Here is a 13,852-nt window from a genome sequence, read left to right on the forward strand (position 1 = left end):
TCTGAATTAATTGGTCCATTTATTTGGTTGTGTATGTTGAAACTTAGCTAATTGATCAAACAATTCTGGAACGTGATTGGATGAAACAAATAAATTTAGATTTTCTTTGGGAGCAAAACCGGCATCACATGCTTGTTTTAATAATTGAATTAATGGATCATAAAAGCCATCAATGTTGAGCAAAGCGAGGGGCTTTTGGTGTAAATTTATCTGGCTCCAAGACAACATGGTAAGAAATTCTTCAAAGGTACCAAAACCACCAGGTAAGGCGATAAAGGCGTCGGAGGCATCTAACATATATTGTTTTCGTTCTGAAATATCGGCAGTAGTAATAATCTTGTCATTAGAAATTCGGGTTAACTTTTCGTTAACAAGTACTTTGGGGATGACACCTAAAACATCGCCACCCTTGTTTAGCATCTCGTTACCTAAAACGCCCATCAAACCCAGACGCCCACCACCATACACTAATCGATAGTGATGAACAGCTAAATAGTCGGCAAGTTCGATGGTTGTTTTTTTATATTTTTCGTCATAACCGGTATTTGATCCGCAGAATACACAAATTGATCGAATTGATTTCATGTTTTTATCTCCTAATAAAAAAAGAATGTCCATAAGTTAGGAAACTTAGAGACATTCTTTTTAAAACTTATTTGTGGTCTTTAGGTTCACCAATATCGTAGTCTTTATCAGACATTATTTCGAGTTGACCTAACCGGTAACCATTGCCAACTTGTGAGAAGAAGTCATGGTTTGCAGTTCCTGTTGAAATGCCGTTCATCACGATTGGGTTGACATCGGCTTCGGTATCAGGGAAGAGTGGATTTTGTCCTAGGTTCATTAGAGCCTTGTTAGCATTGTAACGAGTGAAAGTTAACACTTGATCCGTCCAACCAACTTGGTCATACAAAACGTGAACATACTTTTCTTCATTATCATACAGTTCATAAAGAAAATTAAACATCCAGTCTTTAAGTTCTTGTTGTTTAGTTTCAGACAACTCTTTGAGTGCTAACTGGAATTTGTAACCAATATAAGTACCATGAACTGATTCGTCACGTAAAATTAACTTAATAATTTCAGCAACGTTGGTTAATTTGTTGTGACCCAAGTAGTAAAGGGGTGTAAAGAAACCAGAGTAGAATAAGAAAGTTTCAAGGAAGACACTAGAGATTTTCTTCTTTAGTGGATCGCCGTCATCATGATATAACGTGTAAATTTTCTTAGTTTTGTTCTGCAGAAATTCTTCACTATCACTCCATGAAAAAATCTCACTAATTTCGTCTGGTGTATTTAAAGTTTCAAAAATTGATGAATAACTTTTTGAATGAACAGATTCCATGAATTGAATATTATTTAGAACGGCGGTTTCGTGTGGTGTACGCACGTCTTTTCGCAAGGCTGCCATCCCATCTTGAGATTGTAAGGTATCAAGTAAAGTCAAGCCTCCGAAGACGTGACCTACAACCCATTTATGATCTTCGTCTAAAGTACGCCAATCATCAAGATCATTTGAAATAGGAACCCGTGTGTCTAACCAAAATTGTTCTGTTAGTTTTTCCCAGGTTGCCTTGTCGATTTCATCGGAAACCTGATTCCAATTGATGGCTTTATAGTTGCCATCAGCACTCCATTTAATTGGATCCAGCTTTGCATCTGCCATTATTTTAATTCCTTTCTAAAGTAATTAGTAATTAGATTGAACAACTTTCACATTGATTAACGCCAACTTCGCCGTCGTTATCAGTGAAAGTTCTAATATAATAAATAGATTTAATTCCCTTATTATACGCATAATTTCGTAAAATATTCAAATCGCGAGTAGTCATTTTATTAGTTCGTCCATCTTTCCACTCGTAAATACCTTCAGGAATGGTTGAGCGCATGAAGAAAGTCATACTCATTCCTTGATCGACGTGCTGTTGAGCAGCAGCGTAAATATCAACGACTTTGCGCATATCAATATCATAGGCTGATTGATAGTATTTTAAAGTGCTGTTGTCAAGGTATGGAGCTGGGAAGTAAATTTTTCCAATTTTCTTTTCTTGACGCTCTTCAACCCGGTTAACAATTGGCTGCAAACTAGCTGTGGCGTCATTAATATAGGAAATGGAACCTGTAGGAGCAACTGCCATGCGATTTTGATGATAGAGACCATCTTTCATGACTGCTGCCTTTAATGCTTGCCAATCTTCTTTGGTAGGAATTGAGATTGATTTAAATAATTCTTTAGACTTTTCAGTCTTTGGACCCCAATCCTTATCAATGTATTTGTCAAAGTAACTACCATCGGCATATTTACTCTTTTCAAAATTATGAAAAGTCGTTTGACGTTCCCGAGCAATTTCATTCGAAGCTTTTAAGGTCCAGTAGTTTAAAAGCATAAAGTAAACACTCGTAAAATCTAAGGAATCTGAATCACCATAGTACATATGATTCTTAGCAAGAAAACCGTGTAAACCCATAGCACCTAAACCAATGGTGTGGGCAAGCGAATTACCATTTTGAATGGAAGGAACCACATTAATGTTGGAATGATCAGTTACAAAAGTTAACGCACGAACCATTGTTTCAACAGAATGGCCGAAATTAGGCGTATTCATCATATTTACAATGTTAGTTGAACCTAAATTACAACTAATATCTGTACCCAATTTTGTATATGCTTGTTTATCATCAATTTCAGATGGTGTTTGAACTTGCATAATTTCAGAACACAAATTACTCATTACTATCTTTCCATAGATCGGATTATCACGGTTAGCTGTGTCGACGTTAACGACATATGGATAACCAGATTCTTGTTGTAATTTGGAAAGCTCATTTTCTAAATCACGAGCTTTAAGTTTTGTTTTGGTAATTTCGGGATTGGCCACCATGTTGTCATATTCCTTAGTAATATCAACATACGAGAATGGTTTGCCGTAGTACTTTTCAACTGAATAGGGGCTAAAGAGGTACATATCCTGATCTTCACGAGCAAGCTCGTAAAATTTATCCGGTACGACCACGCCAAGCGATAACGTTTTGACACGAATCTTTTCATCGGCATTTTCCTTTTTTGCAGAAAGAAAGGCGATAATGTCCGGATGGAAAATGTTTAAGTAGACAACTCCAGCACCCTGACGTTGACCGAGTTGATTAGCATAAGAAAAACTATCTTCTAGAAGCTTCATAACAGGGACTACGCCACTAGCTGCGCCTTCAATACCTTTAATTGGGGCACCAGCTTCTCGTAGGTTACTTAAGTTGATTCCTACACCACCACCAAGTTTGGATAACTGAAGTGCTGAATTAATGGTTCGACCGATGGCATTCATATCATCAGTTGCTTGAATTAAGAAACACGAAACTAATTCACCACGATGTTTGCGACCGGCATTTAGGAAACTGGGAGTAGCAGGTTGGTAACGCTGATGAATAATTTCATCAGCAATTGCCATGGCCAAATCTTCGTCACCCTCGGCAAAATAGGTGGCATTCATGGCAACACGGTCGGTAAAGTTTTCCAAGTAGTAGCTATTGTCGTTAGTTTTCAATGCATACTGAGCGTAAAACTTATAGGCTGCCATAAATGATTTAAAGTGAAAATGTTGGTCTTTCAAATAGGTATATAGTTTTTCAAGAAACTGTGGTGAGTACTTTTTTATCGAATCTTCATCAATATAATCATTTTTAATGAGGTAATCGAATCGATCCTGCAAAGAGTCAAATTTTTTGGTGTTGGGTTCCACATTTTGTGCTAAGAAGGCAGCCAATGCATCATGATCTTTGTTGAGCGGAATTTGGTTGTTGACCGGAATATTAATTTCATTGTTTAAGTCATAATAGGTGACATCTTTTAAGTTCTTGAGACTCATATTTTCCACGCCTTTCTGCGATAACAATTAAAATAGGGATAAATAAAAAATGCCTAGCTGTCATAATGTGCAGCATGTGCGTTTTAATCAGCCTGATACAGTGATATATGAATTGCTAAATAGCAAGTTGTTTTAAAACGTCAGGTCGAAATCCGGCAATTGGTTCATTACCGTTTGATTCCACAACAGGGACTGCTTGGAATCCACGTGACTTCAAATAATCGATATAATCAGGATTTGTATTAATATTACGTTCTTTAAATGGAATGTTATGTTCGCTTAAGAAACGTTTTGTCATCTTACATTGCATACAGTTGTTTTTAGTATAAATTGTTACTTCACTCATGTAATCACCTTCAATTCTCTGTTTCTTTTATGTTTTAACTGATAGATTTAGTATACAGCATAAAATGTAAAATTCAATGAAAAACCACCATATTTAGTGTGTTTTTTTAGATAAACACTAAATGTGGTGGTCTAATAAGGTTTTGAAGGAAACTTTTTTTAATTCAGTATAAAATGAAAAATCTAACGTTAAGTTAGTTATGTTTTAAACCTAATAATCCTTTATAATGGAAATTATAAAGAAGGAGAAAAATATGACTGACTATTATTATACACAAAATCCCAAAGTTTTACATGAAAAAAAGCAATGGCAGTTTACGTTATTGAAACAAAACTTAACGTTTAATTCTGATAATGGTGTTTTCTCAAAAAACACGATTGATTTTGGAACCCGGACATTATTAGAAGCGTTAGATTTAAATGAGATAACTGGCAATGTGTTGGATGTCGGATGTGGTTATGGTCCAATGGGCTTAGCAATTGCTAAAGCATTGCCTGCTGTCCATGTGGATTTAGTGGATGTCAATTTACGCGCGTTGGCTTTATGTAAAGAAAATGCTGAACAAAATAACATTACCAACGTGGCAATTTGGGAATCCGATACGTATGACAAAGTGGAAAAAACAGATTATCAAACCATTGTTTCCAATCCACCAGTTAGAGCGGGAAAAGCGATCGTCGCCAAAATTCTTTCCGATGCCAAAAAATATTTACAAATTGATGGCATGTTAATAATTGTTTTGCAAAAAAAACAAGGAGCGCCTTCTGCAAAAAAGACAATGAAACAAGTTTTTGGTAATGCCGAAATAATACACAAACAAAAAGGTTACTATATTATTAAAAGTGTGAAGGAGTCTCAATAAATGACTAACGAGTTGTCAGCTAATCAAGAGCTGTATTTCATGAGTCTAGCCTATGAAGAAGCAAAAAAAGCCAAGAAAATTGGGGAAGTACCGATTGGCGCAGTTGTGGTTTATCAAAATCAGGTAATTGGCCAGGGACATAATCTGCGTGAGAAAGATCAAGACGCGACTGCACACGCAGAACTTATTGCAATCAAGGCTGCTTGTCATACTTTAAATAGTTGGCGACTTTGGGACTGTCAGTTGTTTGTGACAATTGAACCTTGTATGATGTGCAGTGGTGCGATTATTAATTCACAGCTTCCCGAAGTTTATTTTGGGGCTCGAGATCCTAAAGCCGGCATGGTGCAAAGTTTATATCAACTCTTAAATGATCAACGATTAAATCATCAAGTTCAAGTTCATGAAGGACTTTTTCAAAAAGAAGCAAGCCAAATTATGCAAACTTTTTTCCGTGAAATCCGGCTTCACAGAAAAAACATTAAAAAAAGTAAACAAATTAGTAGAAATTTTGAGTAAGATCGAGTATTATTAATAGTGCCGAGAGGCCTTAAGGCAAGGGTGGACTTACGAATTGTGTCAGATCCGGAAGGAAGCAGCACTAAGTCTGATCTGTCTTGTGCCTTAAGTTATTAGGAAATTGATAAACTCTTAGTCGCCATGGCTAGGAGCTTTTTATTTAGGTTTATAAAAATGATTGAAGGGAATTCAAAGATGAGTTATCAAGCTTTATATCGTGTTTGGCGGCCACAACGCTTTGATGAGATTGTTGGACAACAAGTAATTACACAGACATTAAAAAACGCGCTCATTACTGGACAGACTAGCCATGCCTATTTGTTTACGGGTCCTAGAGGAACTGGAAAAACATCGGCAGCTAAAATTTTTGCCAAAGCGGTTAACTGTCATCATTTGAAAGATGGCGAACCTTGTAATGAATGCGCCACATGCAAAGCGATTACGCAAGGACGTTTAAATGATGTTATCGAGATTGATGCGGCTTCTAATAATGGTGTTGAAGAAATTCGTGATATCCGTGATAAGGCAAAATATGCACCTACCGAAGCAGATTATAAAGTTTATATCATCGATGAAGTCCACATGTTGTCAACGGGGGCATTTAATGCACTTCTAAAAACCTTGGAAGAACCTCCAGCAAATGTTGTCTTTATTCTGGCAACAACGGAACCACAAAAAATTCCGCTTACCATTATTTCAAGAACACAACGCTTTGATTTTCGTCGAATCTCAACAAAAGATAGTTACGAACGCATGGTTTACATCCTAAATCAAAAAAAGATTACTTTTGATGAAAAAGCATTAATGGTGATTGCCAAGGCTGCTGAGGGTGGGATGCGAGATGCACTCAGTATTTTGGATCAAACGTTGTCTTTTGGTGATAATGAAATCACTTTAAAAAATGCTTTACAGGTTACGGGTAGTGTCAATCACGATTTATTAAACACATATGTAGCTGAGGTGTCCAAGCAACAGGTGAGTTCAGCATTGGCAACCTTAGAAAAGGTTCTGGCTGAAGGAAAAGACGCCAATCGTTTTATTGAAGACTTGATTAATTTTTGTCGTAATTTATTACTGTATCAACAAGATCCAGCCTTAATTGTTGATCAAGAACTAGGCGATGTTGATGAGCAATTTAAAACGTTTGCTACGTCTATTTCAGCCGAACGCATTTATCAGATGATTGATCATTTGAATAATACACAACAACAAATGCGTTTTACGACTCATCCAGATGTTTATATGGAAGTTTTGACAATCAAATTAGCTGAACCTACCCTAAAAAAAGCTGTTCAAGCTCCAGTCGAATCAGCTGTTAACCAAAAATCATCAGCAAGTATAACAGTAGATGACACTGAAATTACGCGTTTACAAACGCAAGTTAAAAAACTTACCCATCAAGTTCAAGAGTTGGAAAATCAGGGCAATGAACCTGTTTCAAAAACAGTAAAACATGTAAACCGAACGAGTGGTCCTAAAAAGAATGGCCGCCGTGTCAAACCAAATCTCTCAAAAATTTATTCAGTTTTAGAGAACGCAACCAAAAAAAATTTGGTACAATTAAAAGAGATATGGCCGGACCTAATGTCAATGTTAAGTGTGACGCAACGGGCGTTAATGCATGTTGCACAACCAGTTGCGGCTAGTGAAAAGGGCGCCGTAATTGCGTTTAATTATGCGTTTTTATATGAACAGGCTGCAGATGATGGTGAGCTTCGTCAGTTACTCAGCGAAGATATTGATAAATTGGTTGGTCATGATTTAAAAATTGCTTATGTTGATGCTGAACAATGGCCAGAAATACGGCAAAGTTATATTCAACAACATAAAGATGATTTACAGACAAATGAAAGTGCACCTACTAATACAAGTGATCTTGCACCTGAAAGTGAGCAGTCTACAAACGATGGTTCACAAGACCAGCAAGATCCGGTGATTACTAAGGCGGAAGCATTATTTGGATCTGAAACAGTGGAAATAAAGAATGATTAATTAAGAAAGGCGGAATTAAAATGCGTGGCGGAATGGGAAATATGCAAAATATGATGCGTCAAATGCAAAAGATGCAAAAAAAGGTAAGCGAAGAACAAAATAACTTGGATGCAACAGAATTTACAGGAGTTGCCCCAGATGATATGGTGAAAGTAACTTTTACGGGTGATAAGACAATGAAAGATATTGCTATCAAACCGGAAGCTGTTGATCCAGATGATGTGGATATGCTTCAAGATTTGGTTGTGGCAGCTGTTAATGATGCCATGAAAAAAATTACAGACGAAACGACTAAAACAATGGGTAAATATACAAAAGGTTTACCTAGAATGTAAGAATGAGGGTTTATAAATGCAATATCCAGAGCCGATTGCAAAATTGATTGATAGTTATATGAAATTACCCGGAATTGGCGAAAAAAGTGCCACAAGATTGGCGTTTTTCACCATTAATATGGATCAAGATGATGTCACTGAATTTGCAAAAGCTTTAGTCTCTGCCAAACGAGATTTACATTTTTGTAGTATTTGTGGCAATATCACGGAAGATGACCCCTGTGAAATCTGTCGAGATAAAACACGTGATCAGTCAACAGTACTAGTTGTTGAAGATCCAAAAGATGTCATGTCGATGGAAGAAATGAAGGAATATCATGGCTTGTATCACGTTTTGCAGGGAGTTCTTTCTCCAATGGAAGGTAAAGGACCAGAAGATTTGAATATTTCGAGCCTTTTGAAACGCTTACAGACCAATCAGGCAATTAAAGAAGTTATCGTTGCCACTAATGCAACGCCTGAGGGTGAAGCGACGGCAATGTATTTATCTCGTTTGATTAAACCAGCTGGAATTAAGGTGACACGCTTGGCTCATGGTTTATCAGTTGGTAGTGATATTGAGTATGCGGATCAAATGACTTTGTTTAAGGCTGTAGAGGGTCGAACCGAAATGTAAAAGACTAATTTAAGAAGCGGGATGGCATGTTGATAGGAAAGTTTATTTCATTTGAAGGACCAGATGGCGCAGGAAAAACAACGGCTTTAAATTCAGTTGTGGCGGATTTAACACCACAATTAAAGAATATGTTAGTTGTCACTCGTGAACCGGGTGGAAATCGAATTTCTGAGGCTATTCGCAATATTATTTTAGATCGAAAAAATACGGAGATGGATGATCGAACTGAAGCTTTATTATATGCTGCGGCTCGCCGTCAACATATTGTCGAAACAATTCAACCAGCGCTAGATAGTGGAAAATTAGTTTTGTGTGATCGTTATGTTGACAGTTCAGTGGCCTATCAAGGGGCAGGACGTCAAATCGGTGTTGATGAAGTTTATCAAATGAATTTATTTGCAACGGCAGGTTTGTTACCCGATCTAACGATTTACTTTGATATTCCTTCTGAAATTGGGTTGCAACGCATTATGACGCATCGAACTGATGAGATAAATCGGTTGGATGTTGAGCAATTGTCGTTTCATAAACGGGTACGGGCTTCATATTTGAAAATTGCCGAACAGAATCCACAACGAATTAAAGTGATTGATGCCACCCAAAGCAAAGCAGACGTTGTTTCTAACGTTGAAAAAATTATTTATCAAGAGAATAAAGAGTTTTTTAAATAGGTAAGGAGAGTGACGATAATGAAATTAGTTATTGCAATTGTACAAGACAAAGATGCTAGTCAATTAAGTGATCAATTTATCGATGCCAATATCCGGGCAACCAAGCTTTCAACAACTGGTGGTTTTCTAAAATCAGGTAATACCACTTATATGATTGGAATTGATGATCAGAGAGTTGATGAGGTTTTAGCGATGATTAAAGAAGCATCGCATAGTCGTGAAGAATTTATGACACCACCTGTTAATTTGGACGCTAGTATGGAAGGCACCACTGCGTATCCGGTTAAAGTTCAAGTTGGTGGCGCAACAGTGTTTGTCATGCCAATTGAAAAATTTCAACAGTTCTAAGGACAGCAGCGAAGGAGTAGCAAAATGACGGAAGACGGAATTCAAACGGCAGTTTTAAATAAACAACCAGAGTTGCTTAAACATTTTGCCCAAATCATTGCTGACCACAAATTGGCACATGCCTATTTGTTTGCTGGAGAATCAGGAATTGGAAAAGACGAATTGGCAACTTGGATTGCAATGCGTCTTTTTTGTTTAAATGTAAAAGATAATGACCCCTGTGGACAGTGTCAGGAATGTCGACGAATCAGCACTGGCCAGCATCCCGACGTCGTCATTGTGAAACCTGACGGGCAAAGTATCAAAGTTGATCAAGTGCGTTTTCTTAAATCTGAATTTACAAAAAGTGCCGTTGAAGGGAATCAAAAGATCTTTATTATCTCCGATGCGGATAAAATGACGGCAGGTGCGGCCAATAGTTTGCTAAAATTTATTGAGGAACCTAGTCCTAACGTGACGGCATTTTTGTTAACAACTAATAAAAACCTGATGTTACCTACAATTATTTCACGAACAGAAGTTGTGGAATTAAAACCGTTGGTACCGGAGCAGTTTAAAGCACAATTACAAGATCAACAAATTACACCTAGTTTGATTGCGATGGCAATGAACTTGACTAATAGTGTTGTTGAGGTTGAAAATTGGGTTAAAGATGATTGGTTAGCACAGGTACAAGCTGCGATAAGTAGGTGGTTTTTACTAAGTTTCAACAAAGATATGCGTGCGTTTGTGGAGGTTCAGGCAAATATCGTTGGTTTGGCAAAAACAAAAGAAACCCAACAGTTGATTCTTGATATTGTCATGTTGTACTGTCGAGAGGCTTTGTTATTAAAGGTCAATCCTCAGAATCTAAGGTTAAGTTTTCCAAATCAAGACAAACAGATTGAAAAACAACTCGTCAATAAAACAACTTCGGCATTAATGCAAGCTACGGAAAAAGCTTTAGCAGCAAAAAGTTTACTAAATCGCAATGTTAGTTTTCAAAATGTGCTTGAATCCTTGACGATCAGATTGTGCCAAACTTATTAAAAGATTCCAGAATTAATCATTGTGAATGAGGTGAGATTGTGAACAAACGGGAGATATACGAGAGTTTCAATGGCATTCAAGATCAAGCACAAAAAATGTTAGATCAAATTAAGGAACTTCAAAATGGAATGGCCGAAATTCTTGAAGAAAATGCGGAATTGGTTATTGAAAATGATCATTTACGTGAACAACTTGAAAAGTATGAACGGCCATCAAAAAAAGAAGCTCAAAAAAGCACTAAACATGGTCTCTCCAAATCACGAAAAAATCTGGAGAAATTATATGGACGAGGCTATCATGTTTGCAACGAATGGTTTGGCAAGCATCGTGAAAATGATGAACCGTGTGCTTTTTGCCTCGATGTTATTTATGGAGATCGTTAAAGGAGACTAATTTTGCAATCACAAAAAAGCTTTGCTAAAGATCAAACTAGTGGGATTCTTTATCTTGTGCCTACCCCAATTGGTAATTTAGGAGATATGACTTTTCGAAGTGTGGAAACACTAAAAAAGGTTGATGTTATTGCTTCTGAAGACACAAGAAATACACAGAAGTTATTGAATCATTTTGATATTGAAACCAAACAAATTAGTTTTCATGAATATAATACAAGACAACGGGTTCCAGAGTTAGTTAAACGATTACTTGATGGTGAAAATATTGCGCAAGTTAGTGATGCGGGGATGCCTTCAATTAGTGATCCAGGACATGACTTAGTGGTGGCCTGTATAAAACAACACATTTCTGTTGTGCCATTACCGGGAGCAAATGCGGGGTTAACTGCATTGATTGCTTCTGGTCTTTCGCCACAACCGTTTTACTTTTTTGGCTTTTTGAATCGTAAACAAACAGAGCAAAAACAACAACTAGAAAAGTTGGTAAATAAAGAGGAAACGCTGATCATTTATGAAGCACCGCATCGTTTAAAGAAGACTTTGACGAATATGAATACAATCTTTGGTGAAGAACGGCAAGCAGTTCTTTGTCGCGAACTTACCAAAAAATTTGAAGAATTTTTACGGGGAAGTTTACAAGAGCTTTTGACGTGGGCAACAGAAAATGAAATTCGTGGTGAGTTTGTGATAATCGTCGAAGGAAATCAGCATGCTTCACAAGCCTCAACCGAAGCTTTACCAGCAATGTCGCTAGAGGATCAAATTACAAATTTAATTAGTGCTGGTGAAAAACCGAATGATGCCATTAAACAAGTTGCTAAATTACGGGGATTGAGAAAACAAGATGTTTATGCAACATATCATCATCTGCGTGATTCGGAGTAATGGCAAAAGAGATGAAAAGAGGAGAATGACGCGTGGCTGGAAAGAAATTTAGTGAAAATCATCGCTTGGTATATTATGATGGGGATCGAACTTATCATGCTTCGATTCCAATGCTAGTAAACTTAATGGTTTTGGCTTCAGAAGATCAAAGTGAAGAGCTAGGAGTAGGATCACCAGAAGTCTTGAAATATGGAGTGGGCTGGGTAGTTACACAATATTTAATGAAAATTAATCAATTACCAGAAATTGGTTCAACCATCAAATTAGGAACCGAAGCAACAGCTCACAATAAGTTCTTTTGTGAACGCCATTTCTCCGTTGAAAATGAGCAAGGAGATAACTTACTAAGTGTAAATAGTAATTTTGTATTGATGAATCACAAAACACGACGGATGGGAAAGCTAATTCCTGAACTAATTGATCCTTATGGCAGTGATGAGGTCAAGCGACTTACCCGTTTGCCACGTGTTCAAAAAATTACGGATGATCAAACAACAACTGCTAAGCAATATCCAGTTCGTTATTTTGATCTTGATACAAATGGTCATGTAAATAACTCTCATTATTTTGAATGGTTATTAGATGTTTTGCCAGCTGAATTTTTGCAAACGCATGTGCCGACTCGTTTGAACATTCAGTATCATAAAGAAATTCAATATGGACATATTGTGACCAGTGAAGTGGTTAAAGAAACGGATGCGGTCAATAAATTGGTTACCTTACATAGAATGACAGTTAATGGTGAAGTTTATTGTGAGGCTGAATGTAGTTGGAAATCAATAAGTGATTAATTCGTTGTGTAAGTGCTATAGTATAATTAAGGCAAAATGAGAATATGCAGGAGGCAAAATATGTCAGTTTTAGTTCTTGGCGGAGCAGGATACATTGGTTCGCATATGGTGAAAAGATTAGTTGAACAAAATGAAGATGTTGTCGTTATTGATAACTTAGTGACCGGACATCGACAAGCCGTTGATAAACAGGCTCGTTTTTATAAAGGAGACGTTCGAGATCGGGCGTTTTTAGACCAAGTTTTTCAAAAAGAATCAATTGATACAGTTATTCATTTTGCGGCTTTTTCAATTGTTCCTGAATCAATGAAAGATCCATTGAAGTATTTTGACAATAATACGGGTGGTGTGATTACATTATTGGAAGCAATGCATGCTAATCACGTTTCACGAATTGTCTTTTCTTCAACAGCTGCCACATACGGAAACCCAGAACATGCCACAATTAAGGAAACCGATATACAGGCTCCAATTAATCCATATGGTGAAAGCAAACTAATGATGGAAAAAATCATGCATTGGGCTGACATTGCATATGGAATTAAATTTGTTGCTCTACGATACTTTAATGTTGCCGGTGCAGCAGATGATGGGAGTATTGGTGAGGATCATCATCCAGAAACACATTTAATCCCGATTGTTTTACAAGTTGCAGCTGGAAAACGTGCCGAACTACAGATTTATGGGGACGATTATGCTACGGCTGATGGAACAAATGTCCGTGATTATGTGCATGTTACTGACTTAGCTGATGCACATATTTTAGCAATGAAATATTTACAGGCTGGTAATGACAGTAATGCCTTTAATTTGGGATCGTCAACTGGTTTCTCTGTCAAACAAATTCTGGAAGCAGCTCGTCAGGCAACTGGTAAAGAAATTCCTGCCAAAATTGCGGCTCGTCGACCTGGTGATCCTGATACGCTTGTAGCTAAAAGTGATAAGGCTAGAGAAGTATTAAAATGGCAGCCAAAGTATGATGATATTCATGAAATCATCAAGACAGCCTGGAATTGGACACAAAAACATCCTAATGGGTTTGAAGAAGAAAACTAGAACTGGAGAACTCGCGAATCGTTGATGATTTCGAGTTCTTTTTTATGAATGGTCATTCAACTTAAAAATTGTGATAAGATATTTAGGGAAGAATACGAAAAAGGGCTAGTTTTTGAACAATAAAGATTGCTTTAAACTTAAAAT

16 protein-coding genes and 1 other RNA gene are annotated in these 13,852 nt (G+C 37.1%); 13 read left to right on the plus strand and 4 right to left on the minus strand.

Going from position 1 to position 13,852, the window contains the following annotated elements; genetic code table 11:
- Positions 1 to 6: 6 nt before the first annotated feature.
- The 4 genes from AB3219_RS06155 to AB3219_RS06170 all read right to left on the minus strand — a co-directional run bounded on the left by AB3219_RS06155 (position 7) and on the right by AB3219_RS06170 (position 4,209).
- A complete protein-coding gene (locus AB3219_RS06155; RefSeq protein ID WP_216754780.1) occupies positions 7 to 585 on the minus strand; it encodes a TIGR00730 family Rossman fold protein in 579 nt (192 codons plus the stop codon).
- 67 nt (positions 586 to 652) lie between these two features.
- Positions 653 to 1,666 carry a class 1b ribonucleoside-diphosphate reductase subunit beta gene (gene nrdF, locus AB3219_RS06160; RefSeq protein ID WP_260365498.1) on the minus strand — a complete coding sequence of 338 codons (1,014 nt, stop codon included), beginning with the start codon at positions 1,664 to 1,666 and terminating at the stop codon, positions 653 to 655.
- 31 nt (positions 1,667 to 1,697) lie between these two features.
- On the minus strand, positions 1,698 to 3,863 hold the full coding sequence (gene nrdE / locus AB3219_RS06165) for a class 1b ribonucleoside-diphosphate reductase subunit alpha (protein ID WP_216754192.1): 2,166 nt from the start codon (positions 3,861 to 3,863) through the stop codon (positions 1,698 to 1,700).
- 115 nt (positions 3,864 to 3,978) lie between these two features.
- The gene (locus AB3219_RS06170) at positions 3,979 to 4,209 is read right to left on the minus strand and encodes a redoxin NrdH (RefSeq protein ID WP_046871054.1); all 231 of its coding nucleotides are present in this window, start codon (positions 4,207 to 4,209) and stop codon (positions 3,979 to 3,981) included.
- Between the two features lie 253 nt (positions 4,210 to 4,462).
- On the opposite strand from AB3219_RS06170, the gene AB3219_RS06175 reads away from it, so the two are divergent.
- The 13 genes from AB3219_RS06175 to galE all read left to right on the plus strand — a co-directional run bounded on the left by AB3219_RS06175 (position 4,463) and on the right by galE (position 13,708).
- On the plus strand, positions 4,463 to 5,071 hold the full coding sequence (locus AB3219_RS06175) for a class I SAM-dependent methyltransferase (RefSeq protein WP_260365497.1): 609 nt from the start codon (positions 4,463 to 4,465) through the stop codon (positions 5,069 to 5,071).
- Entirely contained in the window at positions 5,072 to 5,590 is a 519-nt protein-coding gene (gene tadA / locus AB3219_RS06180) for a tRNA adenosine(34) deaminase TadA (RefSeq protein ID WP_260365496.1), read from the plus strand.
- Between the two features lie 28 nt (positions 5,591 to 5,618).
- Positions 5,619 to 5,705, plus strand: an RNA gene (gene ffs / locus AB3219_RS06185) — signal recognition particle sRNA small type.
- Between the two features lie 80 nt (positions 5,706 to 5,785).
- Entirely contained in the window at positions 5,786 to 7,582 is a 1,797-nt protein-coding gene (gene dnaX / locus AB3219_RS06190) for a DNA polymerase III subunit gamma/tau (RefSeq protein ID WP_263773357.1), read from the plus strand.
- Positions 7,583 to 7,602: 20 nt separating this feature from the next.
- A complete protein-coding gene (locus tag AB3219_RS06195; RefSeq protein WP_216754196.1) occupies positions 7,603 to 7,917 on the plus strand; it encodes a YbaB/EbfC family nucleoid-associated protein in 315 nt (104 codons plus the stop codon).
- A gap of 16 nt (positions 7,918 to 7,933) precedes the next feature.
- Positions 7,934 to 8,533 carry a recombination mediator RecR gene (gene recR / locus AB3219_RS06200; protein ID WP_057805800.1) on the plus strand — a complete coding sequence of 200 codons (600 nt, stop codon included), beginning with the start codon at positions 7,934 to 7,936 and terminating at the stop codon, positions 8,531 to 8,533.
- A gap of 29 nt (positions 8,534 to 8,562) precedes the next feature.
- The gene (gene tmk, locus AB3219_RS06205; protein WP_216754214.1) at positions 8,563 to 9,204 is read left to right on the plus strand and encodes a dTMP kinase; all 642 of its coding nucleotides are present in this window, start codon (positions 8,563 to 8,565) and stop codon (positions 9,202 to 9,204) included.
- 18 nt (positions 9,205 to 9,222) lie between these two features.
- Positions 9,223 to 9,552 carry a cyclic-di-AMP receptor gene (locus tag AB3219_RS06210; RefSeq protein ID WP_057805803.1) on the plus strand — a complete coding sequence of 110 codons (330 nt, stop codon included), beginning with the start codon at positions 9,223 to 9,225 and terminating at the stop codon, positions 9,550 to 9,552.
- A 24-nt stretch (positions 9,553 to 9,576) separates the two neighbouring features.
- Positions 9,577 to 10,581: a DNA polymerase III subunit delta' gene (gene holB / locus AB3219_RS06215; protein ID WP_216754197.1), complete on the plus strand. Its 1,005-nt coding sequence runs from the start codon at positions 9,577 to 9,579 to the stop codon at positions 10,579 to 10,581.
- Positions 10,582 to 10,619: 38 nt separating this feature from the next.
- The gene (locus AB3219_RS06220) at positions 10,620 to 10,964 is read left to right on the plus strand and encodes a DNA replication initiation control protein YabA (protein ID WP_216754198.1); all 345 of its coding nucleotides are present in this window, start codon (positions 10,620 to 10,622) and stop codon (positions 10,962 to 10,964) included.
- 12 nt (positions 10,965 to 10,976) lie between these two features.
- Entirely contained in the window at positions 10,977 to 11,861 is an 885-nt protein-coding gene (rsmI, locus tag AB3219_RS06225) for a 16S rRNA (cytidine(1402)-2'-O)-methyltransferase (RefSeq protein ID WP_057805810.1), read from the plus strand.
- A 32-nt stretch (positions 11,862 to 11,893) separates the two neighbouring features.
- Positions 11,894 to 12,652: an acyl-[acyl-carrier-protein] thioesterase gene (locus AB3219_RS06230; protein WP_216754199.1), complete on the plus strand. Its 759-nt coding sequence runs from the start codon at positions 11,894 to 11,896 to the stop codon at positions 12,650 to 12,652.
- A 60-nt stretch (positions 12,653 to 12,712) separates the two neighbouring features.
- Positions 12,713 to 13,708: a UDP-glucose 4-epimerase GalE gene (gene galE / locus AB3219_RS06235; protein ID WP_216754200.1), complete on the plus strand. Its 996-nt coding sequence runs from the start codon at positions 12,713 to 12,715 to the stop codon at positions 13,706 to 13,708.
- Positions 13,709 to 13,852: the final 144 nt, after the last annotated feature.

Source organism: Pediococcus ethanolidurans (assembly GCF_964062635.1).
Taxonomy (GTDB): domain Bacteria; phylum Bacillota; class Bacilli; order Lactobacillales; family Lactobacillaceae; genus Pediococcus; species Pediococcus ethanolidurans.